A 23,068-nucleotide genomic window follows, 5' to 3' on the forward strand; every position below is an offset into this window, starting at 1 on the left:
AAGGCTTGCTAATGATTTCGATGAATCAAATTAAAGGCGATTTATTAGCAAGCTTACTTAATGACCGCGCACTGTTAGCAGTAATTATTGTCGGCCAACTCTTGGCCGTTATTTTAACGTTTTCACCTCTTATTCACCGCGACCCTTGGCTCGCCCTCGCACCAGTTAGTCTGTTTATTCATTTTGTTTCACTCACCAGTTTAACGTCAATTTATTTGCTTAAAAGTCAGTTGCAAAAAGCGAGTTATCAGCAGCAACTTGTTGTACTAGTGCTGCTAATATGCGGTTTTACACTGGCAACCAGTTACTTTGTTTATACGTTTGAGATTTTAGATGAAATTTCGCTGCTCGAATTTTTAACACGAAATTTGCTTATCGCCTTTATAATCGCAATGCTTTATGCGCAATTTAGCATTATGCATGCGGAGCGCAGCCATTCAGAACAAGTCGCAACCAAGGCACAGTTAAGTTCGTTACAAGCGCGGATCAGACCACATTTTTTGTTTAACAGCCTTAATATGGCAGCCGAACTGGTGTATCACGATGCACAAGACGCTGAAAAAACAATTTTAGCGCTGGCAGATTTATCCCGTGCTGCAATGCATTGCGATGAAGCGATTTTACTTGAAAAAGACGTATTATTAGCCCAACAATATATGCTGGTTGAGTCTTGGCGTTTTGGTGAGAGGTTAACGGTTGATTGGCAAATTCCAGAGCAATTACCTGAACTTAAAATACCTGCGTTAACTATTCAGCCTCTTTTAGAAAATGCGATTTGCCATGGCGTTGAGCCAAGTGTGAATTCATCGCATATTTCAGTGCAATTATTGGTAAGTAACAGTTCGGTGTCGCTCATTGTCGATAATCCGTATTTGCCTGAAGCGTCTAAATCAAGGCCTAGCAATGGTATTGCGGTAGAGAATATTAAAGAGCGGCTGCAAATGTATTTTGGCAAACGAGCAAAATTGACTCACTTTGTTCAAGGCGATAGTTTTCGCACTAAGTTGGTGATCCCGAGATAGCAATGAATGTACTAATTGTTGATGACGAACCTTTAGCGCGCGCGCGGATCGCACGTTTACTGCAAAAATTAAGACCAGACTTTAATATAATGTCGCTCTCAGAAAACGCTGAGCAGGCGTTACAGGCGTGTAGCGACTTAGTACCAGATTTAGCATTGCTTGATATTGAAATGCCCGGTTTATCAGGAATAGAGTTTGCTGAAAAACTAAAAGAATTTAACCCACCGCCAGCGATTATTTTTATCACTGCTTACCCTGATAAAGCGCTTCCCGCGTTTGCCGTAGCACCGCAAGGGTATTTAGTTAAACCAATTGATGAAGTTGCTCTTGCAAAAGCGATAGATGGTCTGAAGATTTCCCATCGCGCGCAAACTGCTTTAAAGCAGCAGGCCGCTATTGAGTATATCGAAAGCGGAATAAATAAAAGTGTGTTGGTATCTGATGTTCGACTCGTTCGTTCAGAAGACAAATATTTGCGTGTTATTACGCCAAATGCAAGTGTGTTAATTGAAGGCTCGTTAAAAAAACTCTTATCAGAATTTGAATCTTACTTTGTGAGAGTGCACCGCAACACAATTGTTAATCAAAGCTACCTGACCGAAATTGGCCAAGACCACAACAAGCACTGGCTTAAACTATTAGATTTTAATGAAAAAGTAGAAGTTAGCAGGCGCGAGTGGCCGCATATTAAACAGCTAATTCATCAATAACGACCGTTTATCTGAAATCTTAACCGTTAACACCCTGTTAATTGAGTTTCATTTTTCGTTCAGCGATTATTAAGTTAGAAAATTTTCAGCTTAAAGGATGAATGAAAAATGAGAGCAAACTCGTCACCTTTTTCCTCATTGCCAAGGCAACAAGCAAATAAAGGCTTCACACTTATTGAAGTGCTTGTAGCTTTTATTGTAATAACAGTCGGCTTACTTGGTACTGTAGCATTACAAACCAACGCAAAACAAGCTAGTTACGATGCTAATCAGCGTAGTGCAGCCTTAGCATTAGCGAATGATATTGTTGAACGCATTCGTGCAAATGACACTACAGATATTGTAGCTAACTACAATAAAACTTTCAGTTACCAAGATGTACTCGTAGAGAGAAATTGTTTAAATGTTCGTTGTAGCTCGTCCAGTATAGCTGAGTATGACGTGTACCAATGGCAAAAAGCTCTAAGAGTTGCAGATAACACTGGTTCTTTAGCAAATGGAACTGTCTGCATTTCACCAACTCCGACCGCAGACGGAAATGGTGCTACGATTCGTGTGGTTGTTGCGTGGCAAGGGCGTCAAGAGTTAAATGAAGTAACTAACCAAAACATTCAATGTGGTGACATAGCAAACCGTAGGGCTGTTGTACTCGAAAGCTATGTATTTATGAGGACTGCGTAACATGAGAAGCAACGAGTTATTTAGACAAGCCGGTTTCACTATTGTAGAACTCATGATATCTCTATTTGTTGGAGCTTTTATACTTGCTGGAGTTATGTTTACATATGTAGGCATGAAAGTAACAACATCAGACACCATGGATATTGGAGAGTTGCAAGAAGCAGGTCGATTAGCCATGGATGTATTGAAGCAAGAGATTGAGCTTGCTGGTTTTTGGGGAAATTTCATTTTAACTCCGTCCGGAGCAATTTTAACGGCAGCGAGTCCTGCAAGCCCACCTACAGATTGTTTTGAAGGCCAAAATAATCGAACTTTTCCTGAAAATGGGGGAAATGCTGCGTTTAAAGTTCTCTATGCAAAAGAAGCTGAACTAGGAACAGAGCTAAATTGTGTCAATAACCCATTAGCTGGTAGTGACATAATACAAGTAAAGCGTGTTTTAGGCCAAGAAATTACTCAAGCAAGTAGTGCATTAAATACATATTTTATCGCTGGTACCCAACATGGTCGGTTCATTCGAGGTACTGGAGCTGTTATTGATCCATTAAATATTAATGAAAAAGTCTGGGAATATAGTCATAACGTTTATTTTATCCAAGACCAAACTTACACACTCAATGGTAACGCTATCAATGTTCCGACCTTGAGAAGAATGCGACTAATGAATGGGCAAATGCGCGCAGAAACTGTTATGGAAGGTATAGAGAATATGCGTTTTATTTTTGGTTTGGACACCGATGGCGATTCTCGAGTTGATTCATACAAAACGACCAAACAGATGGCTATGACTGACTGGGAACAGGAGACAGCAGTTGTAACTAGTGTACAGGTATTCTTGCTTGTAAGAGCTCTTGAAGAAGATTTGAGTCGGCCACCAAGAGAGCAAAGGTTCGTTATGGGAGGGCAGGGCTCTGAAGAAAAAGTACTCACATTTAATGACGGTTTTAGACGTAAACTACTAACATCAACAATTCGCTTAGTAAATGTAGGAACAGACAAATGGGTAATTTAAGTAAACAGCAGGGTGTTGTCTTAGTTGCTGCAATGTTAATGATATTAATGGTGTCAGGTATTGCTGTATCAGTGATGAGTGGCAGTGCACTCGACAATAAAATGGTCAATGCTAGTCAGGAATCATATAGAGTGGAGAATATCGCTCGTGGGCAGACAGAAAGGACAATCAAAGCAGAAATAGACAAAGGCGGAGATAGTAATTTTTTAAACAAAATGGGCCAAAATGAAGCTGATTTAGAAACAGTTTTATCTCTTGATGGTAGTAGAGTTGTAATGACTTATACCAATAAAAATGAAAGGGTACCATTACTACCATGTCCTCCTGCATTTGCACCAACCACTAATATAAAATGTAATTATTTAAAATTATCAACAACGCAAAATTATGGACGTGCTAATAAACACACACTAACACTAGAAACAGGTATTACACAGGAAATGATGGGAGAGGGGTCTTAAAATGAGATTAGCATCTTTTAAAAATTTAACGTTACTTTGTGGTGCGTTATTTATGATGCTAACACTGAGTACCAAAGTGTTAGCGGAAGACATAGAGTTATATCTTAATGCACTTTTAGAGGAAAAAGAAAAGCCGCGAGTAATGCTAATGTTTGATACGTCTGGCAGTATGAATTGGTCATCACAGAACGGAAAATCATGTTACAACAAAAACAGAAACTCAATCAACTGTGTCGCAAAAACTGTCAGAGGTAAAGCGTATCGATGTCGGGTTGGCGGTGAATATCAAGATATGCAAACATGCCCTGCAAGCCGTTTACAAGTGGCAAAAGAAGCGGTAACAAGTGTAATAAGTGAGGCTGATGATGTTGAATTTGGTATTGGTGTTTTTGATGGCGGCGTAAGTTATATTATCTCAGGCATAGGGCGTAATTCTGCAACTGAGTTACAAACAATTATTAATAACCTAGACGCAGGTTCCGGTACACCTATTACAGATTCGGCATATCAAGTTTACAGTTATTTTAGTGGGGGTCCAGTATTTGAGTTGTGGAATCTAAGCCAGGGCCGTGATACTTCGATTGAAAATAATGGGGTCTATACTTCTCCTTTCGCTAACTTGACGGGTCCTGGTGGCAGTTATCAACCGCGTTGTGACAATAACGCATATTTTATTATGATGACTGATGGCGACCCTAGCACAAATACAAGTTACAACAACGCGGCAGGGTTAATAAAAGGATTATTACCAGATGAGCGCTATACAAGCGCAACTTATGAAGACGATTACGGAAACACTAAAACACTTCCAGAAGTGCCTCAGCATTTTCCGCGTTTAGCTGAGTATATGGCTAACAACGATGTGTATGATAAAGATAATAAAGTTAATAACGTGTTCACTTATACTATTGGTTTTGGTAATGGTATGAGTGATAAAGGTGAAGGAATGCTCAAAGCCGCTGCTAAAAAAGGTAAAGGCAATTATTATGATACGAGTGACCCAACACAATTAAATAAAAATCTTACATCTACCTTAAATCAGATTCTTGAGTTATCGGGTAACTTTACCTCACCTTCAGTTGCGGCGAGCCAAAGTGACAGCACACGAACTAAAGAGTTTGTCTATTACTCATTGTTTGCACCTGTGGGATCAGCCAGATGGAACGGTAATATTAAAAAATTAAAAATTAGCGGGTATAACATTGTTGATCAAGACAATGTAAAAGCGATTAATAGTAAAGGCGAAATTGAGAAAAAAGCTAAGACCTTTTGGCGTGACTTTAACCCAACCCAAGGTGAGACGCCATCGGAAGATGGTGGAAATGTAGCGCTTGGAGGGCTCGAAGATCAAATTACGTCACCTGACAACCGAAAAATTTTTACGGATAAGGGTGAACTGGTAAGCACAAACACTAATGTAGTAGCTGAAATTAAAGAAGCGCTTAAAAACTATAGTGGCGTTGATGCAAGTGAACAAGACGCGAAAGAAATGATTGATTGGATGCGTGGTATCGAAAGTCGTAACGGTGATGATGTAATACTACGCAATCATATTCTAGGTGACGCACTTCACTCTAAACCGGCCGCAATTACGTATGGAGATGAAGGCAATAGTACTAAGGATTCAACGTATTTGATATTTGGGACAAATGCAGGCTTCGTTCATTTCTTTGAAGATACTAGTGAAACTGTAGCAACAGAAGCTTGGTCGTTTATTCCTACTGAATTGTTTAACACCCAGCCTTCATTAAGAGATAATGTCCCAGGCAAGGTCTATGGAATGGACCTTACGCCAACTATTTATCATGATGATAAAAATGGTGACGGTAAAGTTAATGCTGGCGAAGATGTGTGGGCATTCTTTGGAATGCGTCGTGGCGGTGCCTCGTACTATGCACTCAATATTTCAGATCGAAGCAATCCGAAATTGCTTTGGCAGAAATCATCAAGCTCTACTGGTTATGGAAATCTAGGGCAAACTTGGTCCCAACCAAAGGTAATTTACATAAATCACCCAACATATTCAGAACAACCTATGCTTGTTTTTGGCGCCGGGTACGACAAACAACAATATGAGAATGGCGCACCAAATACAGTCGGCGCAGGTATTTACCTTGTTGATGCAAAAACGGGAGATGTTGTTTGGAGTACTGATCAAATATCATTTGATGGGACGGACAGTATTGTTGGTAGAATTGCAACATTAGATACTGATTATGATGGCTATACCGATAGACTCTATGCAGCAGACACTGGTGGCAAAATTTGGCGGGTCGATTTAGCAGGTAGTGATTTTTCTGACTGGAGTGCATTCGAGTTTGCAAGCTTGCCTGGGCCTTTTTTCTATCAACCAGAGGTTGCTAGAAGTTACTACAGTAAAGTAACTAGCTATGAGGAAAATGGTGATGTGCTAAATGTTTCTCGCATGACTGTTCCCTTTGAAGCTGTTGTTATTGGTAGCGGTGACAGAACTAACCCTTTAGGTGAGTCAAACGATAACCTATTCATGTTAAGAGATTTGAATGTAATTACGCGTTCATTTAAAACAGATATTCCAAGCTCTATTAAAGTGACAGATCTAATGAGTATTACACCTGACACATTTGGTTCTTTAACGTCTGATTACAAAAGGTTTGTAGAAAAAGAGTTTGAATATAATAAAAGTCGTGGTTGGAAATATGAACTACCAGCTATCGGCGAAAAAGCTCTAGCCAAGCCAGCAATAATTGGTGGTGTAGCATATTTTCCAACATTTGTTTCGGGCTCTCAAACCGTATCTTGTTCACTCACAGGGGGGGAAGGAAGACTTTATGCTTTCCATTTACACTATGCAGTGAACATTTATGACAGTCTCTTCTCCTCAACAGGAGATAGTATTCCACCTACTCCTGAGCTTGTTTTCTCTGAGGATAGTGATGAGAATTCTCAGTTTTTACTGATAGGTATCGGAGCTGGAGAAGGTAACTCAGGAATTATTAAAGCTAAGTCAATTAATGATAGTGCTATTCCTAAGCAAGAGTGTGACGAAAATGGAGCTAACTGCAAAATCAATTTAGTTGGTGGATTCGGTGGTTTAAAGGCGCATCGTAGCTATATGTATAGAGAATCGAAGAATAAGGTTAACTAAAAATGAGTAGTAAAAACGGATTTACTTTAATAGAGATGATGATTGTGGTTGCTATTGTAGGCATTCTTGCTGCGGTAGCTTACCCATCTTATGTAGAGCATGTAAATAAAGGATCTCGAACGGAGGCTACGACTTCATTGTTAGATGCCGCTAACAAACAAGAGCAGTTCTTTGCTGATAATCATCGCTACGCGTTAACTCTTGCAGAATTGAATTATGATATATCGACAAGAACTGGGTTATATACATTAAACCTTATATCTGATGGCAATACGTTTTCTATTGAAGCGACTCCTGCGACAAATCCAGCAACAGGAGATGAAGGTTGTACGAGTTTCTCAATTAATAATATTGGTCAAACAACAGCTACAGGCCAAGCTGGCGCGGCTAGGTGTTGGGGGAAATAGCTTAAGTAAAAAGGTGCCAGAATAATCATGGCACCTGTTAACTTACTTAACCTGAGCTGCACATAAGAAGTGGAACTAAATGCCCTTGCGGTGATCAGATCTTTCGACCAAGAAACATAAGATTACCGAGGCAAGGGCATGAATAACTTAGATGCAATTTACGTAGATGTCGATGATTTTTGTTTATTGTTTGAACCTCAATGGCTTAAACACCTAATAGAATCAGGGGAAAAGCAACGCATTAAGCCATCTCGACTATCCTCCAGCGAAGTGATGACTATATTAATTGCCTTTCATCAATCAGGTTATCGCGACTTTAAAACTTACTACACCAAATTTGTTTGTCAGTATTGGCGACATTATTTTCCTGATTTAGTTAGTTATACACGCATGTTGAAGCTACTTCAGACTACGTTACCTGCTTTGTGTAGCTATCTGAAACAGCGATTCGATAAACCAACAGGCATTGCATTTATCGACTCCACTTCTCTCAAGGTGTGTCACAACATGCGCATTCCTCGCCACCAAGTTTTCGCGGGAGAAGCCAAACGAGGCAAAGGAACAATGGGCTGGTTTTATGGCTTTAAACTTCACCTCATCATGAATGATGAAGGTGGTTTATTAGCTGTAAAAGTGACAGCTGGGAATGTTGATGATAGGAAACCTGTACCAGATATGGTCGATAATGTTACAGGTAGTTTATACGCTGATAAAGGTTATGTATCGGCAAACTTAAAAGCGGAACTTGCTGAGCAAGGCGTTGATTTTATTACAGGTCAACGAAGTAATATGAAACGTCAGCCAATATCATCTTGGGATAGAGCGATGTTATCAAAGCGTTTCATCATTGAAACGGTTTTCGACCAGCTGAAAAATATGGCTCAAATAGACCATACAAGGCACCGCAGCTGCATCTCATTTATGGTTAATTTAATGGCTGGATTAATTGCCTATACCTTTCAGACTAAAAAGCCGAGTATAAAAGTGACTCGGCTTTAATACTTATGCAGATCTGAGGTTACTTATTAAAATTTAAACCTCAAAGTTAATGAGTGTTGTGAAAACTAAGAGCCAAATACATGCAAACGCTGTTTACTTTTTATCAAAGCTTCTATAAGGTCGTTTGATTAGAATCACGCTTAGTGGCGGCTATAAATATGAAGCCAATACTCTTATAACAATCAGTCAGTATCAGTTGGTTCCATTGTTGTATAAGTTTCCCTAGTAGTGTTTTTGTATGAAGTGACGGTAAACCAATAGAGAGTAAACCTATAAAGTGGAATAGTGTATGCATCTTACACTAAAAACACAAAATATTGTTTTTAAAAAGGTTTTTAAGTATCTAGTTCATGTCAGCTTTTTCGCATTTATTGGAGTCTACGATCCGAACCCTGCCAACTTGACTGACTGTTATTCTATTACCACTTAACTTTGGGAATACTTTATTGCAGTACAAAAAGCTACCAGACTGCATGAAATTGATTGAAACATCAGCTCTATATGTTATAGCTCTTCTGGGGTAAGTTAGCTCATCATGACTGCTAATTTTATCATGGAACCTCACAACGTACTCTCCAGAATCCAGCGTGAGGTTGCTGTTACTATCCTCAAATACGTAAATGTTACCACTCCAGTCTGTTTTACAACTACCTGATACTAAAGGGCAAATGGTAATGTTAGCTGAATGTGACACAGCATAAGCTCGAGCTAAGTGTAATGACTTAAAAATTTCACTAATTGATGTATTTAGACGCAGCTGCGCGAAAAAACGGCTGAAATTAGGAAGAGTAATACTGGAGATTACACCGATTAAGACGACGCAGACAACCAATTCAATAAGGCTATAACCATTACGCTTCATCCTTGAAGCCTCTTATTTGTAAATTGTAGTATTAAGCTTAGCCTCTTTAGACCGTACCGCAAGTTAAAAAGTTACGCCCTAACTTCCAAGTATTGCCTGATATACTGACTTGTAATGCAGAAGTGTTTTGATTATTGCCATTGGGGCAAATGACAAATTGATGCTCTTGATTAACTCTACCTTGTCCATCAATCATAATTGCTGTAGTGCCTTGTTCCTGTTTGACTTTGTCTTTCTCGTTCGGTACAGACATAACTCTTATAATAAGATCGTTAGCTGAGCTCAAGTTTGAGTCTTGGTTCTTATCCACAAAAGCAACGATAGGGTGGCTTTGCCAATTTGATGTGCAGTCACCTCCTAAGTCAGGATCTCCAACAGGGCATACAATGACGATTTCATCAGTAGCTGTCGCCTTTGCACGAGCAAACTTAATTGTTCTATTGAAATCATTAATAAAGGCCTCAGCGCGATCTGCCTCAAGCATTGGACCTAGATTTGGTATTGTCACTGCTGAAACAATACCGATAATTGCTAAGGCTATTAACACTTCGAGTAACGTGACACCTTGTTGTACATATTTCATATTTTGTACCTCCTCTAGTAATTATACGCTTTTGAAAAATCCAGACTAGTAGATTGTATAATTCTTTTAGAACAGTTATTTATATTGATGAAAATAATTACCAATATGTCTATAAGTAAATACCTTGAATTGATTAGTTAACGCGATAGAATGGTGGCATTAAGCATATTGGAAACATATCTATGAAAAAAATAGAAGCAATCATCAAACCATTTAAACTCGATGACGTCCGTGAAGCGCTGTCAGAAATCGGCATCACAGGTATGACGGTATGCGAAGTGAAAGGTTTTGGTAGACAAAAAGGGCATACCGAACTGTATCGCGGTGCCGAGTACATGGTGGACTTTTTACCAAAAGTCAAATTAGATATTGTACTTGCCGATGAAGATGTAGACCGTGCTGTTGATGTTATTGTAGAAACGGCGCAAACAGGCAAAATTGGTGATGGTAAGATATTCGTTTCTGATATTGAGCGCGTGGTACGTATTCGTACACAAGAAGAAGACGAAGCTGCTATATAAACTTATTTTTCAAGATTTCAAACATAAAAAAGGGGCTAAACTAGCCCCTTTTTGCATGCTAAGTGCACGTTTATTTGTTTGCATCTAGCACAGCTTGTGCATTATTTTTTAATTCACTCAGCCCAAGTTTTTCGTAGCTTTTTACCATTAGCTCAAGGGCTTGTTTGGTATAGCTGCTTTTTGAGAAGTGCTCTACCACATACTTACAGCGGTTTGCCGCAGCAAGGTAGGCTTCGCGTTCATAATAATAGTTAGCCACTTTTAGCTCGTAACGTGCCATTTTATTAAGCAGCCACGCCATGCGTTTTTTGGCTTCGTTGGTGTATTTACTGTCTGGGTAATTTTTAACAAGCGTAGCAAAATCTTCGTATGCGATTCGCGTACGCTTGGTGTCGCGATCAGCGCGATCAATACCAAAATACTCTTGGAATGCATTTTCATGGGCTTTAATATTTACTAAACCACGCATGTAATACATGTAATCTAAATCTTTGTGATTTGGGTTTAATTTAATAAAACGGTCAATGGTTGCCGTAGCCTGTTCAGTATTATTTGATTGATAATAGGCGTAAATAAGGTCCATCTGAACTTGTTTTGATAGTGGTCCAAATGGGTAGCGTGAGTCAATTGCGCTTAGTAACTCGATTGCGCGTACATATAAACCTGAATCAAGCGTTTCTTTGGCATCTTGATAAAGTGCCTGTGGCGATTTATTCGGAACTCTTTGAATGTCTTCTTCGTCCGGCGCTGAAGAACATGCTGATAACACTGAGATTGCAAGCGCTAGCGCTAATGAACGTTTACTAAGCGAACGCTTCCCAACTACGTTTGTCATTAAAATACACCTTTTTATTATCTTGTTTGGGATTCCACCCTAGGCTCAGTCAGCAAAACCGAGTAAACTATGCATATTAGCGATTCTAACCGAGTAAGCAATAGCTTGCATTGGATTTTACATAATTAAGCGGAACAATGGCAGAGCAAATTACACTATCAGCTGAAGTACCAATTGAACTAGGCGGTAAACGTCTAGACCAAGTTTTAGCAAAAATGTTCCCAGATTATTCGCGTTCGCGAATTAAAAACTGGATCCTCGACAATATGGTAAAGGTCGATGGTGAGGTACGTAACGTGCCGCGTGAAAAATTAATGGGATATGAGCAGATTGAAATCCATGCTGAACTCGAAACCGAAGTGGTGTTTGAAGCACAACAAATCGACCTCGATAAAGTGTATGAAGACGACCATATTTTAGTTGTTAATAAACCTGCTGGCTTAGTTGTGCATCCAGGTGCCGGCAACCCTGATGGCACTATGCTTAACGCGTTGCTGCACGATTATCCTGACATCGACTCAGTGCCGCGTGCCGGTATTGTGCATCGTCTTGATAAAGACACTACGGGGTTAATGGTAATAGCCAAAACAGTTCCTGCACAAACTCATTTAGTTGCTAATCTTCAAGCAAGACGCAACTTTACGCGTGAATACGAGGCGATTTGTAATGGCACAATGACAGCTGGTGGCATGGTAGATGCGCCAATTGGTCGTCACCATACAAAACGTACGCATATGGCGGTAACTGAATTTGGCAAACCTGCTGTAACGCACTACCGTGTGGCAGAAAAATTCAGAGCGCACACGCGATTACGCTTGCGACTTGAAACCGGGCGTACGCACCAAATCCGTGTGCATATGGCGCACTTAAATCATGCCTTGATTGGTGATCCGCTATATCACGGCAGACCGCGTCCACCTAAAAATGCGACTCCAGAGTTTATTGAAGTGCTTCGCAACTTTAAACGTCAAGCACTGCACGCGGTAAAATTGGAACTCGAACATCCAATTACCGGTGAAATGATGAGTTGGCAAGCGCCTATTCCTGACGATATGAAGTTATTAACAGAAGCGCTTCGTCAAGATACCAAAGCTAATCCTAATATTGGGTACTAGTGGACACGCTTTTAGCAAAATGGCAAGTACCAAACAAGGTAGTTGCCTTTTCCACAACGCGACAAGGCGGCGTTTCTAAAGCGCCGTTTGCATCGTTAAATCTGGCGCAGCACGTAAATGATAACCCGCTAGATGTAGCAGAAAACCGCAAGCGTTTAACAACCCTTTTACCACAAGCCCCTTTTTGGTTATCACAAACCCACAGTACTCGCATGGTGTGTGTCGATGAGCAAACTGATTCGAATCAATTGTATGACGCTGATGCACTTTACACGCAACAGGTTAATCAACCTTTAGCGATTATGACGGCAGATTGCTTGCCTGTATTTGTATGCTCAAAACAGGGTGATGAAGTGGCGGTAATTCATGCCGGTTGGCGTGGCTTATTAAATGGCGTGATTGAAAATACACTAACTTGTTTTAAATCGAGCAAATTAATTGCGTATTTAGGTGCAGCAATTGGACCGCAAAAATTTGAAGTAGGTGATGACGTAAAGAGTGCGTTTTGTAACAAGCATGAAGACGCTATTAGTTGTTTTCAGCCTATTGATGACAAGCCTAATAAGTACCTTGCGAATATTTATCAGTTGGCACATATTGTACTTGAAAAGCAAGGTGTTAGCTCAATATCAGGTGGTGAATACTGCACTGTAACGCAACATGATTTATTTTTTTCCTATCGTCGCGATGGCGTCACTGGTCGTAATGCACACATAATTTATATTGCTGATTGACCTTACTTTTTGTGTAATTATTTTTAACCTATTTTTACCTTTCTCTTGATCTTAAAAAAATTTATACCCATTTATAATTACAGTTAAGTTTTTTAAGGGTATCAAGCATGCGATTAGATCGTTTTACTAGCAAATTTCAAGCTGCACTTGCTGATGCGCAATCATTGGCACTAGGCCGCGACCATCAGTTTATTGAGCCAATTCATTTAATGTATAGCTTGCTTACGCAAACCGGTTCAAGTGTACGAGCATTGTTGGCACAAGCGGGTGTTAATGCCGATGAAATGATGACCAAAGTGTCTGCGGAAATCGACAAGTTATTTAAAGTTGACGGTGTGGGCGGTGATGTTCAGTTATCACATAATATGGCTAACTTGTTGAACTTATGTGATAAGTACGCGCAAAAACGCAAAGACTCGTACATCTCTAGCGAGATTTTCATTTTAGTTGCCTGTGAAGATAAAGGGCCGCTGGGCAGCTTATTTAAGCAATTTGGTTTAACGCAAAACAAAATTGAAACCGCAATAAGCGCGATTAGAGGTGGCCAAAAAGTTGATAGTCCAAATGCCGAAGACACTCGCCAAGCGCTTGAGAAATTTACGGTAGATTTAACTGAGCGCGCCGAGTTAGGTAAACTCGACCCTGTGATAGGTCGTGATGAAGAAATTCGCCGCACGATTCAAGTATTACAGCGCCGTACTAAAAATAACCCCGTACTCATTGGTGAACCAGGGGTGGGTAAAACGGCGATTGCGGAAGGTTTAGCACAACGTATTATTAATGGTGAAGTGCCTGAAGGACTGAAAAATAAGCGTGTGCTATCACTTGATATGGGCGCGCTTGTAGCTGGTGCAAAGTACCGAGGTGAATTTGAAGAACGCTTAAAGTCTGTTCTCAATGAGCTTGCCAAAGAAGAAGGGCAAGTTATTCTATTTATTGATGAAATCCACACCATGGTGGGAGCTGGCAAAAGTGATGGAGCAATGGATGCAGGTAATATGCTTAAACCTGCACTTGCTCGTGGTGAGCTTCATTGTGTCGGTGCAACAACACTTGATGAGTATCGTCAGTACATTGAAAAAGATGCTGCGTTGGAGCGCCGCTTCCAAAAAGTATTGGTTGAAGAGCCAAGCGTAGAAGACACCATAGCGATTTTACGTGGATTAAAAGAACGCTATGAACTTCACCATACGGTAGAAATTACCGATCCAGCGATTGTTGCTGCGGCAACACTTTCTCATCGTTATATCAGCGACCGTCAATTGCCAGATAAAGCGATAGATTTGATTGATGAAGCGGGTTCACATATTCGCATGCAAATTGATTCAAAGCCGGAAGAGTTAGATCGTTTAGAACGTAAAATTATTCAGTTAAAGCTTGAAGATAATGCCCTGGCAAAAGAGACTGACGACGCATCAAAGTCACGTCAGGCAGATATTCAGGCACAGATCAAACAACTAGATAGCCAGTATAATGAATTAGACGAAGTGTGGAATGCTGAAAAAGCATCGCTGCAAGGCACGCAAGTAATCAAAACTGAGTTAGAGCAAGCGCGATTAGATTTAGAAGTGGCACGACGTGCTGGCGATTTACAGCGCATGAGTGAATTGCAATATGGTCGTATTCCTGAGTTAGAGCGCAAACTTGATTTAGCCTCGCAGGCAGAAATGCAGGATATGAGCTTACTCGTTAACAAAGTTGGTGAAAACGAAATTGCCGAGATCCTCTCTCGTTGGACTGGTATTCCGGTGGCAAAAATGCTGCAAGGTGAACGCGATAAACTACTTTCAATGGAAGCAAAACTGCACGAGAAAGTAGTGGGTCAAGATGAAGCTGTGGTGGCGGTATCAAATGCGATACGTCGCTCGCGCGCAGGCTTGGCAGATCCAAATCGTCCAATTGGTTCGTTTTTATTCTTAGGCCCAACTGGGGTTGGTAAAACCGAACTGACTAAAGCACTTGCCAACTTTATGTTCGATACAGAAGAAGCTATGGTGCGCATTGATATGTCTGAGTTTATGGAAAAACACTCAGTCGCGCGCTTGGTAGGAGCACCTCCAGGTTATGTGGGCTATGAAGAAGGTGGCTATCTAACAGAAGCGGTTCGTCGTAAGCCGTATTCAGTTGTATTGCTTGATGAAGTTGAAAAGGCGCATCCAGATGTTTTCAATATCTTGCTGCAAGTGCTTGATGATGGTCGTTTAACTGACGGGCAAGGGCGCACTATCGACTTTAAGAATACGGTGATTATCATGACCTCCAACCTAGGTTCAGATGTGATCCAAGAGCAAGCAAGTAATAACGACTACCAAGGACTTAAAAACACCTTGATGTCGGTGATTGGTCAGCACTTTAGGCCTGAATTTATTAATCGTATTGATGAAACAGTGGTTTTCCACCCGTTAGCACAAGCGCACATCGAAAATATTGCGAAGATCCAATTGCAACGCCTCGAACAACGTTTGCAAGATAATGGATATCAGCTTGAACTTACGGATGCGGCGCTGGCTAAAATCGCAGAAGCGGGTTTTGATCCAGTGTTTGGTGCACGTCCATTAAAACGTGCCATTCAGCAAACCATCGAAAACCCATTAGCACAAACGCTGTTATCGGGTGAGTTTAAAGCGGGAAGTTGTTTTGTTGTCGATTGTCATGACGGTGAAATAGCCATTGCTTCAGAGTAAAACATAACAAAGAAAAAACTACCCAATTGGGTGGTTTTTTTATTCGCAAAATGCTTTTATACGCTGTTGTGCTTGTTTTTTGTATTTATCTTTAGCACTACCTGAAATAGTCACTTCTTGGCCGTTTTCATCAACCTGACTAACTTGGTCGTAATTCTCTAATACGCTTAAATTATGTTTTGCATTTTCACAGTATTCTTTTTTACGTGAAAGCAGTGGATCTGCTTTATCTGAAGTTGTGTCGCTACCGAGTTCTAGTTTTCGTTTTTCGGCACCAAAAGACGTATGATCTTTTAGCTCAAATGAGCGAACACCACTTTTGTGCGATGGTTCTACATATGAAAAATGGGCAATGCCTTTTTCATCAACCCAACTATAAACGGTTAACTGTTTCGCATCGGCCTTGGCGATGAAGCAGCTAAGGGTTGTTAGTAGCAGGGTTATGACAGTAAACCTGTACATAGTTTAACTTTCCTTTGACTAAATATAATGTAACTATAGCGCAAGCTTTTGGCTAAGGCTACTGCCTTTTTAAGCGCTGGCTATCTACCTAAGCTACTAATCTTATTATTCTTTTAGGTAGAGTAAATAATCTTGTACTAATGCTATTAAAATCTAGTTACGAATAATTTTACCATCGCACCTTGAGGTATCGTAATGTTGACCATACATTGTTAAGATATTGAAAAAGCGACCACCTTACTAGGACTCGCGGTGAGAGGACTGAATTTTTGAAAACAGTGTCAATAGATTCGATACTAAGTACCTTATCTGAACAAGGCTCAGCGAGCGTATTAAAGGGTATCAAACGAGGTGTAGAGCGAGAGTGTTTACGTATAGATAAGCACCGTCTTGCAAAAACGTCACATCATAATGCGCTTGGCAGCGCGCTAACGCACCCATATATCACAACCGATTTTTCCGAGTCTTTACTTGAATTTATTACGCCTGCCTGTAGTGATATCGAGCAAACACTTGCGCAGCTTGAAGATATTCATAAATTTACGCTAGCAAATATTGATGGCGAAGAGTTGTGGCCGTTGAGCATGCCTTGCTTTATTGAAGATCAAGATGAAATTCGATTAGCGGACTATGGCAGTTCAAATGTCGGTAAAATGAAGACTTTGTATCGCCAAGGGTTAAAAAATCGTTACGGCAGTATGATGCAAGCAATTGCCGGTGTGCATTTTAACTTATCGTTTCCTGAAGCGTTTTGGACACAGTTGCAGCAAATTGAAGGCAACAGCGATAAATTAAGTGATTATATTTCAGATAAATACTTTTCGTTGATTAGAAATTTCAAACGAGAGTTGTGGCTGATCAGCTATTTATTTGGCGCATCCCCAGCACTGTGTAGCTCGTTTTTAGGTGGACGTAAAACCAATTTGCCATTTGAGTCATTAGGTAAAGGCACTTTATATTTACCTTATGCCACGTCATTGCGATTAGGTGATTTAGGTTACACCAATAGTGCGCAGTCAAGCTTGCGCGTTACCTATAACAGTCTTGAAGAGTATTTAGAGGGCTTTAAGCAGGCGATTTCAATGACTTCTGATTTATATCAGCAGTTTGGCGATTACCGCGACGAGCCGGCAAAGCAGCTTAATCAAAATATTTTGCAAATTGAAAATGAGTTTTACTCACCGATCCGACCAAAGCGAAATGCGCAATCGGGGCAAACGCCAAGCGAAGCACTCGCTGAAGGTGGAGTAGAGTACATTGAAGTGCGAGCACTGGATGTTAACCCGTTTTCTGAAGTTGGGATCAGCAAAGAACAAATTCTGTTTTTAGATGTATTCTTACTTTATTGTGCAATCAAACCAGCACACGATCTTGCGTGGCAAGAACAAGTAGAAACGCAAGCAAACTTAGACCTTGTTGTTAATCAAGGGCGTGAGCCTGGATTAGCATTGTCTAATAAGGGCAAAGCGCATTTATTAAGTGATTGGGCTGGCGATATTTTCACTGAGCTTAAGAAAATTGCGAAACTCTTTGACCAAGCTTTTGGTAACGATGAATATAGCGCGGTTATTAGTAAGCTCGAAAAGTCAGTTGCAAATCCTGAATTAACTTATTCAGGGCAGTTCTTAGCACATTTGTTGGAACAGCAAGAAGATAATGGTCATTACGCGCTAAAACTGGCAAGTAATTATAAACAGAATACGCTTGGCAAAGGCTATCAAGTATTTGATCAAGCCTTGTTTGAACGTGAAGCAGTGGCATCACACAGCAAGCAAAAAGAAATAGAGGCCAGCGATACGCAAAGCTTTGTTCAGTTCTTAGATGATTATTTTAACTAATAAAAAACGCGGCTGAATGGCCGCGTTTCACTTTCAGGGATGAAACAATGTGTTTTGCTTAATAATTGAGATAGGGTTTTGACGCAAAAGTTCAAAATTATTATGAAAAAAATTATCCCACTTGTACTTACCGCCACACTAGCCGGTTGTGCCACGCCACCACCGCAAAATCCGAATAACCTATGTGATATATTTTTTGAACATCGAGATTGGTATTTTGATGCCAAAGATGCACAAGAAAAATGGGGAGCGCCAAAGCACTTACTGATGAGTATGATGTTTCAGGAAAGCTCGTTTAAGCATAATGCAGCGCCTCCAATGGAATACTTTCTTGGCTTTATTCCAACGGGTCGAGCGAGCTCTGCTTATGGATACTCACAGGCAAAAACACCAACATGGAATGATTATGTGAGTAAAAGTGGCAATAGCGGCGCTGACAGAGACGATTTTGCTGACGCTATCGATTTTATGGGTTGGTTTGTTTACAACACGCATAAAATAAATGGTGTATCGAAGTGGGACGCATACGGGCAATATTTAAATTACCATGAAGGGTGGGGCGGCTATCGCCGTGGTACTTACAAGAAAAAAGCATGGTTAATGAAAACGGCGCAAAAGGTGAAAGTGCGTACTGGTAATTATGGTGTGCAGCTTAAAAAATGTGAAGACGATTTAAATAAAAATTGGCTACAACGTTTGTTTAGTTAATAAGAGGTTTTAGATGATTGCTAAAACCTGTTTCCCACTTTTGCTCAAACTCGCTTTAAACTTTCGCTGAAACCTGAAACCTGAAACCTGAAACCTGAAACCTGAAACCTGAAACCTGAAACCTGAAACCTATCGCTTATACTCAGGCATAATACGCGCCAGCTTAATCGTGTTTTCGTTCACCTCAACAATTTCGATCGGGTAGCCTGAAATACGCATACTGACTTTTTCGCTTGGAATATCTTCTAAAAACTCGATAATCAAACCACTTAAGGTCTTTGGGCCATCAGTAGGAAAGTCCCAATCCATTTCTTTATTGAGGTCGCGCACGTTGGCACTGCCATCAACTAAGAATGAACCATCTTGTTGCGGGTGCACGTTTTCACTCAGTGTTGGTGTCATGCTGGTGGTAAAATCACCTACTACTTCTTCAAGAATGTCTTCTAGGGTTACGAGGCCTTGAATATCTCCGTATTCGTCTACCACAATACCAATGCGCTCTTTTGCTTGTTGAAATTTAAGTAGCTGTACGTTTAACGACGTACCTTCTGGAATGTAGTAGATTTCACGTACTGCGCGAAGCAAAGTCGCTTTCGTAAACTGCTCTTTAGTCAGTAAACGTAACGCGTCGCGAGCGTGAATAAAGCCAACTGTGTCGTCAATATTTTCACGGTATAGCAAAACACGGGTATGTTGTGCATGGGTAAGCTGACGCATAATCAGCTTCCAATCGTCGTTTACATCAATCGCCACAATTTCGTTGCGAGGAACCATTACATCTTCAACTTTTACCTGCTCAAGGTCGAGAATCGATACCAACATATTTTGGTGACGTTCAGGTAATAAAGCAGCAGATTCGTTCACTACTGTCTTAAGTTCTTCTTTACTTAAACTGTGCTCTTCAATTTGTTCTGGGCTAATGCCAAACAGTTTTAAAATACCGTTGGTTATAAGGTTTACTAAAACAACCAGTGGGTAGAGTAACTTAAGTAAAAAGTTAAGAATAAATGAACTTGGGAAGGCCACTTTCTCTGGATACAGTGCCGCCAATGTTTTTGGTGTTACCTCAGCAAAAATTAAAATAACAAAGGTTAAACCAAAGGTTGCAACGGCAATACCGATTACGTCGCCAAATAAGCGAATACCGATAATGGTTGCAACAGATGAAGCCGCAATATTAACAAGGTTATTGCCAATTAGGATTAACCCTATCAGTCTATCTGGACGTTGTAACAGCTTGCTAACCCGTTTGGCGCCTTTATGGTGTTCTTTTTCAAGGTGTCGTAAACGATATTTGTTTAGCGACATCATGCCCGTTTCTGAGCTAGAGAAATAAGCTGAAAGTAGTATCAATACACCAAGAATGATGAATAAAGTACTCGTCGATATGGCGTCCAATGAGGGATCCTTTAAAAACTGTAGAAAGAGTATTAACTCTTAGTTGAGATGATTAGTCAAGTGCTCTATTTGTATAAGCTAATTCGTACCAAAGGTACTAAAACTTACCCAAAATAATTTCTTGAACAAAGCGGCTACCAAAATACGCAAGCGTAAGTAATGTCGCCGCACAAATTGTTGTAATAACGCTGCTTTTACCGCGCCAGCCACGGTACTTGTGGCCCCACGCAACTGTGACAAATAACACCCAGGCAAGTAACGATAATACTGTTTTATGGATATAGCCTTTATCAAACATATTATCGATAAATAAAAACCCAGTTGCGAGGGCAAATGTAAGTAGCAACGAGCCCATTGAAACCAGGTGGAATAGTTGTCTTTCTACCAGCATTAAAGGCGGTAAGTGACTGGTCACTATCGACATGTCTTTTTGCTTTAAACGGCGATTAATAAAGTAAAATTGAATTGCGTATAAAGTCGCAATAATCAGCACACAGTAGGCCATAAAGGCAAGTGAAATATGCGACACCAATCCGAATTCAAAATTAACCGATTGCAAAATAACATGATGTGGAATAAATAAACTGGCGATTAATAAAATTGCAGCAAAGCCATAAACAACCGGCAGTAATAAGGTGGCAGGAAAGCGCAGGGAAACAGTTGTTACCGACACCACAATTAGCCAACATATTAATAGTGCAACGTTGGCAAAGCTGAGGTCTTGCCCGCTTTCAGTGAAAATCGAATTAACAATCACAGCCAGGTGCAACAAAATAGCAACAGTGCTAAGCAACAAAGTCTTCTTTTGATTCGGGCCTTGCTTATCAAATAACTTACTCACCACATGCATAGTGGAAAGGCTATAAAACAGACTCGCAATTACAGTTAAAACAATTAAATTCATGACTTTGTTTAAAATCGGTTTCGATTAAAATTTTTACCTCATTGTATTTTATCAATCGCTAAAAGCCTAGCCCAGAATAGGAAAATAACCTCTAGTTACCGTTGCAAAGCTTTTTTATTCCTGTTTCTTAGGTATAATTCTCGCAAAATATTAGTTTGGATTAACGTGAATGTTTCAGAACTTACAGGAACGCCTTGGTAAAACCCTGAAAAATATCAGTGGTCGAGGCCGATTAACTGAAGACAATATAAAAGATACGCTGCGCGAAGTGCGTATGGCACTGCTCGAAGCAGATGTAGCCTTACCGGTAGTGCGTGAATTTGTAAAAACAGTTAAAGAACGTGCTGTAGGTGTTGAAGTCACTAAAAGTTTAAGCCCAGGTCAGGTTTTCATTAAAATCGTTCGTGAAGAACTTGAAAAAGCCATGGGTGAAGCAAACGAAGAGCTTAACCTAGCGGCACAACCGCCAGCGGTTATTATGATGGCAGGTCTGCAAGGTGCAGGTAAAACTACCAGTGTGGGTAAGCTTTCTAAGTTCTTAAAAGAGCGCAAAAAGAAATCGGTGTTAGTAGTGAGTGCCGACGTGTACCGTCCTGCCGCGATTAAACAGCTAGAAACACTTGCTAACGAAGTGGACGTGGAATTCTTCCCAAGTGATATTTCACAGAAACCAATCGATATTGCCAATGGCGCAATTGACCACGCTAAAAAGAAATTCATCGATGTCGTGATTGTTGATACCGCAGGTCGTTTGCACGTTGATAACGAGATGATGGAAGAAATCATTGAGTTACACGGTGCGATTAAGCCGGTAGAAACACTCTTTGTTGTTGACTCAATGACTGGTCAAGATGCTGCGAATACGGCAAAAGCATTTGACGAAGCGCTGCCGCTAACAGGTGTTGTACTGACTAAAACTGACGGTGATGCCCGTGGTGGTGCAGCACTATCTATTCGCCATATCACAGGCAAACCAATTAAGTTTATTGGTGTCGGTGAAAAAACCGATGCGTTAGAGCCATTCCACCCAGATCGTGTTGCGTCACGTATTTTAGGCATGGGTGATGTGCTTTCTCTAATTGAAGAAGTCGAAATGAAAGTCGACAAAGAGAAAGCTGAAAAAATGGCTAAGAAGGTAATGAAGGGTGATGGCTTCACATTAGAAGACTTTGCTGACCAATTACGCCAAATGAAAAATATGGGTGGCATGATGGGGATGCTTGATAAACTACCAGGTATGTCAAACTTGCCTGATGCGGTTAAAGATCAAGTAGGTGATAAAACCTTTAATCAAATGGAAGCTATCATTAGCTCAATGACGCCAAAAGAGCGTGAGCGCCCAGACATCATTAAAGGATCTCGTAAAAAGCGTATTGCTGCAGGTTCTGGTACGCAAGTACAAGACGTAAATAAGCTATTAAAGCAATTTACACAAATGCAGAAAATGATGAAGAAGATGAAAGGCAAAGGTGGCATGATGAAAATGATGCGCAATATGAAAGGCATGATGCCACCTGGCATGATGGGTGGCGGCGGCCCTAAATTCTAAACTTTGCAAAGTTGTTAAAAAAGCACCAGTTTTGGTGCTTTTTTTGTATTGATGTTGGTATAACTGTCACAAAGTAGCCAAAAGAGTGCATTTTAACTTGCAATCAGAGTAAAAATTCGTACAATTCTCGGGCTTCCCGTTAGGGAAGTAAAATTAGTTTTTATGTTAATGAAATCAATCAATCTATGTAGAGGACGGTATGGTAACTATTCGTTTGCAACGTGGCGGCGCTAAGAAGCGTCCATTCTATCAAATCGTGGTTGCGGATAGCCGTTTCTCGCGTGATGGTCGTTTCATCGAGAAAGTAGGTTTCTTTAACCCGCTAGCTCGTGGTCAAGAAGAATCACTTCGCCTAGACCTTGATCGTGTAGATCACTGGGTAGGTCAAGGTGCAGGTCTTTCTGATCGTGTAGCTAAGTTAGTTAAAGACGCTCGTAAAGCGGCTTAATAGGCGTA

22 protein-coding genes are annotated in these 23,068 nt (G+C 40.5%); 16 read left to right on the top strand and 6 right to left on the bottom strand.

The annotated features are described in order from the left end of the window. Window positions 1-11 precede the first annotated feature (11 nt). From ACXAFE_RS04195 to ACXAFE_RS04230, 8 genes are all read left to right on the top strand, one after another. Window positions 12-1,022: a sensor histidine kinase gene (locus ACXAFE_RS04195; RefSeq protein ID WP_475149080.1), complete on the top strand. Its 1,011-nt coding sequence runs from the start codon at window positions 12-14 to the stop codon at window positions 1,020-1,022. A 2-nt stretch (window positions 1,023-1,024) separates the two neighbouring features. Further along, complete coding sequence (locus ACXAFE_RS04200) at window positions 1,025-1,732, top strand: LytR/AlgR family response regulator transcription factor (protein WP_475149085.1); 708 nt, start codon at window positions 1,025-1,027, stop codon at window positions 1,730-1,732. Between the two features lie 108 nt (window positions 1,733-1,840). Further along, a complete protein-coding gene (pilV, locus tag ACXAFE_RS04205; protein WP_475149088.1) occupies window positions 1,841-2,413 on the top strand; it encodes a type IV pilus modification protein PilV in 573 nt (190 codons plus the stop codon). A 1-nt stretch (window position 2,414) separates the two neighbouring features. Beyond that, the gene (locus ACXAFE_RS04210; RefSeq protein ID WP_475149092.1) at window positions 2,415-3,425 is read left to right on the top strand and encodes a PilW family protein; all 1,011 of its coding nucleotides are present in this window, start codon (window positions 2,415-2,417) and stop codon (window positions 3,423-3,425) included. Continuing rightward, window positions 3,413-3,886: a pilus assembly protein PilX gene (locus ACXAFE_RS04215; RefSeq protein WP_475149095.1), complete on the top strand. Its 474-nt coding sequence runs from the start codon at window positions 3,413-3,415 to the stop codon at window positions 3,884-3,886. Before ACXAFE_RS04210 ends, ACXAFE_RS04215 begins: the two co-directional genes overlap by 13 nt. Before the next feature lies 1 nt (window position 3,887). Next, on the top strand, window positions 3,888-7,013 hold the full coding sequence (locus ACXAFE_RS04220; protein WP_475149098.1) for a pilus assembly protein: 3,126 nt from the start codon (window positions 3,888-3,890) through the stop codon (window positions 7,011-7,013). A gap of 2 nt (window positions 7,014-7,015) precedes the next feature. After that, a complete protein-coding gene (locus ACXAFE_RS04225) occupies window positions 7,016-7,420 on the top strand; it encodes a type IV pilin protein (protein WP_475149100.1) in 405 nt (134 codons plus the stop codon). A 138-nt stretch (window positions 7,421-7,558) separates the two neighbouring features. Then, window positions 7,559-8,419 carry an IS982 family transposase gene (locus tag ACXAFE_RS04230; RefSeq protein WP_336436498.1) on the top strand — a complete coding sequence of 287 codons (861 nt, stop codon included), beginning with the start codon at window positions 7,559-7,561 and terminating at the stop codon, window positions 8,417-8,419. 343 nt (window positions 8,420-8,762) lie between these two features. Here the strand turns inward: ACXAFE_RS04230 and ACXAFE_RS04235 are convergent, their stop codons facing one another. Then, complete coding sequence (locus tag ACXAFE_RS04235; protein WP_475149102.1) at window positions 8,763-9,281, bottom strand: GspH/FimT family pseudopilin; 519 nt, start codon at window positions 9,279-9,281, stop codon at window positions 8,763-8,765. Window positions 9,282-9,327: 46 nt separating this feature from the next. After that, window positions 9,328-9,864: a GspH/FimT family pseudopilin gene (locus ACXAFE_RS04240; RefSeq protein ID WP_475149104.1), complete on the bottom strand. Its 537-nt coding sequence runs from the start codon at window positions 9,862-9,864 to the stop codon at window positions 9,328-9,330. A gap of 182 nt (window positions 9,865-10,046) precedes the next feature. Between ACXAFE_RS04240 and glnB the strand changes: the two genes are divergently transcribed. Further along, entirely contained in the window at window positions 10,047-10,385 is a 339-nt protein-coding gene (glnB, locus tag ACXAFE_RS04245; protein ID WP_100912980.1) for a nitrogen regulatory protein P-II, read from the top strand. A 70-nt stretch (window positions 10,386-10,455) separates the two neighbouring features. Here the strand turns inward: glnB and ACXAFE_RS04250 are convergent, their stop codons facing one another. Then, a complete protein-coding gene (locus tag ACXAFE_RS04250) occupies window positions 10,456-11,220 on the bottom strand; it encodes an outer membrane protein assembly factor BamD (RefSeq protein WP_475149108.1) in 765 nt (254 codons plus the stop codon). A 137-nt stretch (window positions 11,221-11,357) separates the two neighbouring features. Between ACXAFE_RS04250 and rluD the strand changes: the two genes are divergently transcribed. The 3 genes from rluD (at window position 11,358) to clpB (ending at window position 15,753) form a co-directional block, all read left to right on the top strand. Beyond that, on the top strand, window positions 11,358-12,335 hold the full coding sequence (rluD, locus tag ACXAFE_RS04255; protein WP_054978285.1) for a 23S rRNA pseudouridine(1911/1915/1917) synthase RluD: 978 nt from the start codon (window positions 11,358-11,360) through the stop codon (window positions 12,333-12,335). Further along, the gene (pgeF, locus tag ACXAFE_RS04260; RefSeq protein ID WP_475149111.1) at window positions 12,335-13,069 is read left to right on the top strand and encodes a peptidoglycan editing factor PgeF; all 735 of its coding nucleotides are present in this window, start codon (window positions 12,335-12,337) and stop codon (window positions 13,067-13,069) included. The genes rluD and pgeF overlap by 1 nt, the downstream gene beginning before the upstream one ends. 107 nt (window positions 13,070-13,176) lie before the next feature. After that, window positions 13,177-15,753, top strand: coding sequence for an ATP-dependent chaperone ClpB (gene clpB / locus ACXAFE_RS04265; RefSeq protein ID WP_475149114.1), 2,577 nt, complete (start codon window positions 13,177-13,179; stop codon window positions 15,751-15,753). A gap of 39 nt (window positions 15,754-15,792) precedes the next feature. Here the strand turns inward: clpB and ACXAFE_RS04270 are convergent, their stop codons facing one another. Continuing rightward, the gene (locus ACXAFE_RS04270) at window positions 15,793-16,215 is read right to left on the bottom strand and encodes a hypothetical protein (RefSeq protein ID WP_475149117.1); all 423 of its coding nucleotides are present in this window, start codon (window positions 16,213-16,215) and stop codon (window positions 15,793-15,795) included. A 269-nt stretch (window positions 16,216-16,484) separates the two neighbouring features. On the opposite strand from ACXAFE_RS04270, the gene gshA reads away from it, so the two are divergent. Both gshA and ACXAFE_RS04280 read left to right on the top strand, forming a co-directional pair. Next, complete coding sequence (gshA, locus tag ACXAFE_RS04275) at window positions 16,485-18,053, top strand: glutamate--cysteine ligase (RefSeq protein ID WP_475149120.1); 1,569 nt, start codon at window positions 16,485-16,487, stop codon at window positions 18,051-18,053. Window positions 18,054-18,155: 102 nt separating this feature from the next. Further along, the gene (locus tag ACXAFE_RS04280) at window positions 18,156-18,761 is read left to right on the top strand and encodes a transglycosylase SLT domain-containing protein (RefSeq protein WP_010560634.1); all 606 of its coding nucleotides are present in this window, start codon (window positions 18,156-18,158) and stop codon (window positions 18,759-18,761) included. Between the two features lie 129 nt (window positions 18,762-18,890). Here ACXAFE_RS04280 and ACXAFE_RS04285 read toward each other — a convergent pair whose 3' ends face one another. After that, window positions 18,891-20,159, bottom strand: a complete 1,269-nt coding sequence (locus ACXAFE_RS04285; protein ID WP_475149124.1) for an HlyC/CorC family transporter — start codon at window positions 20,157-20,159, stop codon at window positions 18,891-18,893. Window positions 20,160-20,256: 97 nt separating this feature from the next. Continuing rightward, window positions 20,257-21,063: a cytochrome C assembly family protein gene (locus ACXAFE_RS04290; RefSeq protein ID WP_475149128.1), complete on the bottom strand. Its 807-nt coding sequence runs from the start codon at window positions 21,061-21,063 to the stop codon at window positions 20,257-20,259. A gap of 169 nt (window positions 21,064-21,232) precedes the next feature. On the opposite strand from ACXAFE_RS04290, the gene ffh reads away from it, so the two are divergent. Continuing rightward, window positions 21,233-22,612: a signal recognition particle protein gene (ffh, locus tag ACXAFE_RS04295; RefSeq protein ID WP_100912988.1), complete on the top strand. Its 1,380-nt coding sequence runs from the start codon at window positions 21,233-21,235 to the stop codon at window positions 22,610-22,612. A 199-nt stretch (window positions 22,613-22,811) separates the two neighbouring features. Further along, window positions 22,812-23,060 carry a 30S ribosomal protein S16 gene (rpsP, locus tag ACXAFE_RS04300; RefSeq protein WP_010560630.1) on the top strand — a complete coding sequence of 83 codons (249 nt, stop codon included), beginning with the start codon at window positions 22,812-22,814 and terminating at the stop codon, window positions 23,058-23,060. The last annotated feature ends 8 nt before the right edge of the window (window positions 23,061-23,068 follow it).

This window comes from Pseudoalteromonas sp. ABV4_021 (assembly GCF_056159365.1).

Bases quoted from the DNA above. Each gene is read 5' to 3' on its own strand.
- ACXAFE_RS04195 (WP_475149080.1), top strand. From the start codon at position 12: ATGATTTCGATGAATCAAATTAAAGGCGATTTATTAGCAAGCTTACTT.
- ACXAFE_RS04200 (WP_475149085.1), top strand. From the start codon at position 1,025: ATGAATGTACTAATTGTTGATGACGAACCTTTAGCGCGCGCGCGGATC.
- pilV (WP_475149088.1), top strand. From the start codon at position 1,841: ATGAGAGCAAACTCGTCACCTTTTTCCTCATTGCCAAGGCAACAAGCA.
- ACXAFE_RS04210 (WP_475149092.1), top strand. From the start codon at position 2,415: ATGAGAAGCAACGAGTTATTTAGACAAGCCGGTTTCACTATTGTAGAA.
- ACXAFE_RS04215 (WP_475149095.1), top strand. From the start codon at position 3,413: ATGGGTAATTTAAGTAAACAGCAGGGTGTTGTCTTAGTTGCTGCAATG.
- ACXAFE_RS04220 (WP_475149098.1), top strand. From the start codon at position 3,888: ATGAGATTAGCATCTTTTAAAAATTTAACGTTACTTTGTGGTGCGTTA.
- ACXAFE_RS04225 (WP_475149100.1), top strand. From the start codon at position 7,016: ATGAGTAGTAAAAACGGATTTACTTTAATAGAGATGATGATTGTGGTT.
- ACXAFE_RS04230 (WP_336436498.1), top strand. From the start codon at position 7,559: ATGAATAACTTAGATGCAATTTACGTAGATGTCGATGATTTTTGTTTA.
- ACXAFE_RS04235 (WP_475149102.1), bottom strand. From the start codon at position 9,281: ATGAAGCGTAATGGTTATAGCCTTATTGAATTGGTTGTCTGCGTCGTC.
- ACXAFE_RS04240 (WP_475149104.1), bottom strand. From the start codon at position 9,864: ATGAAATATGTACAACAAGGTGTCACGTTACTCGAAGTGTTAATAGCC.
- glnB (WP_100912980.1), top strand. From the start codon at position 10,047: ATGAAAAAAATAGAAGCAATCATCAAACCATTTAAACTCGATGACGTC.
- ACXAFE_RS04250 (WP_475149108.1), bottom strand. From the start codon at position 11,220: ATGACAAACGTAGTTGGGAAGCGTTCGCTTAGTAAACGTTCATTAGCG.
- rluD (WP_054978285.1), top strand. From the start codon at position 11,358: ATGGCAGAGCAAATTACACTATCAGCTGAAGTACCAATTGAACTAGGC.
- clpB (WP_475149114.1), top strand. From the start codon at position 13,177: ATGCGATTAGATCGTTTTACTAGCAAATTTCAAGCTGCACTTGCTGAT.
- ACXAFE_RS04270 (WP_475149117.1), bottom strand. From the start codon at position 16,215: ATGTACAGGTTTACTGTCATAACCCTGCTACTAACAACCCTTAGCTGC.
- ACXAFE_RS04280 (WP_010560634.1), top strand. From the start codon at position 18,156: ATGAAAAAAATTATCCCACTTGTACTTACCGCCACACTAGCCGGTTGT.
- ACXAFE_RS04290 (WP_475149128.1), bottom strand. From the start codon at position 21,063: ATGAATTTAATTGTTTTAACTGTAATTGCGAGTCTGTTTTATAGCCTT.
- ffh (WP_100912988.1), top strand. From the start codon at position 21,233: ATGTTTCAGAACTTACAGGAACGCCTTGGTAAAACCCTGAAAAATATC.
- rpsP (WP_010560630.1), top strand. From the start codon at position 22,812: ATGGTAACTATTCGTTTGCAACGTGGCGGCGCTAAGAAGCGTCCATTC.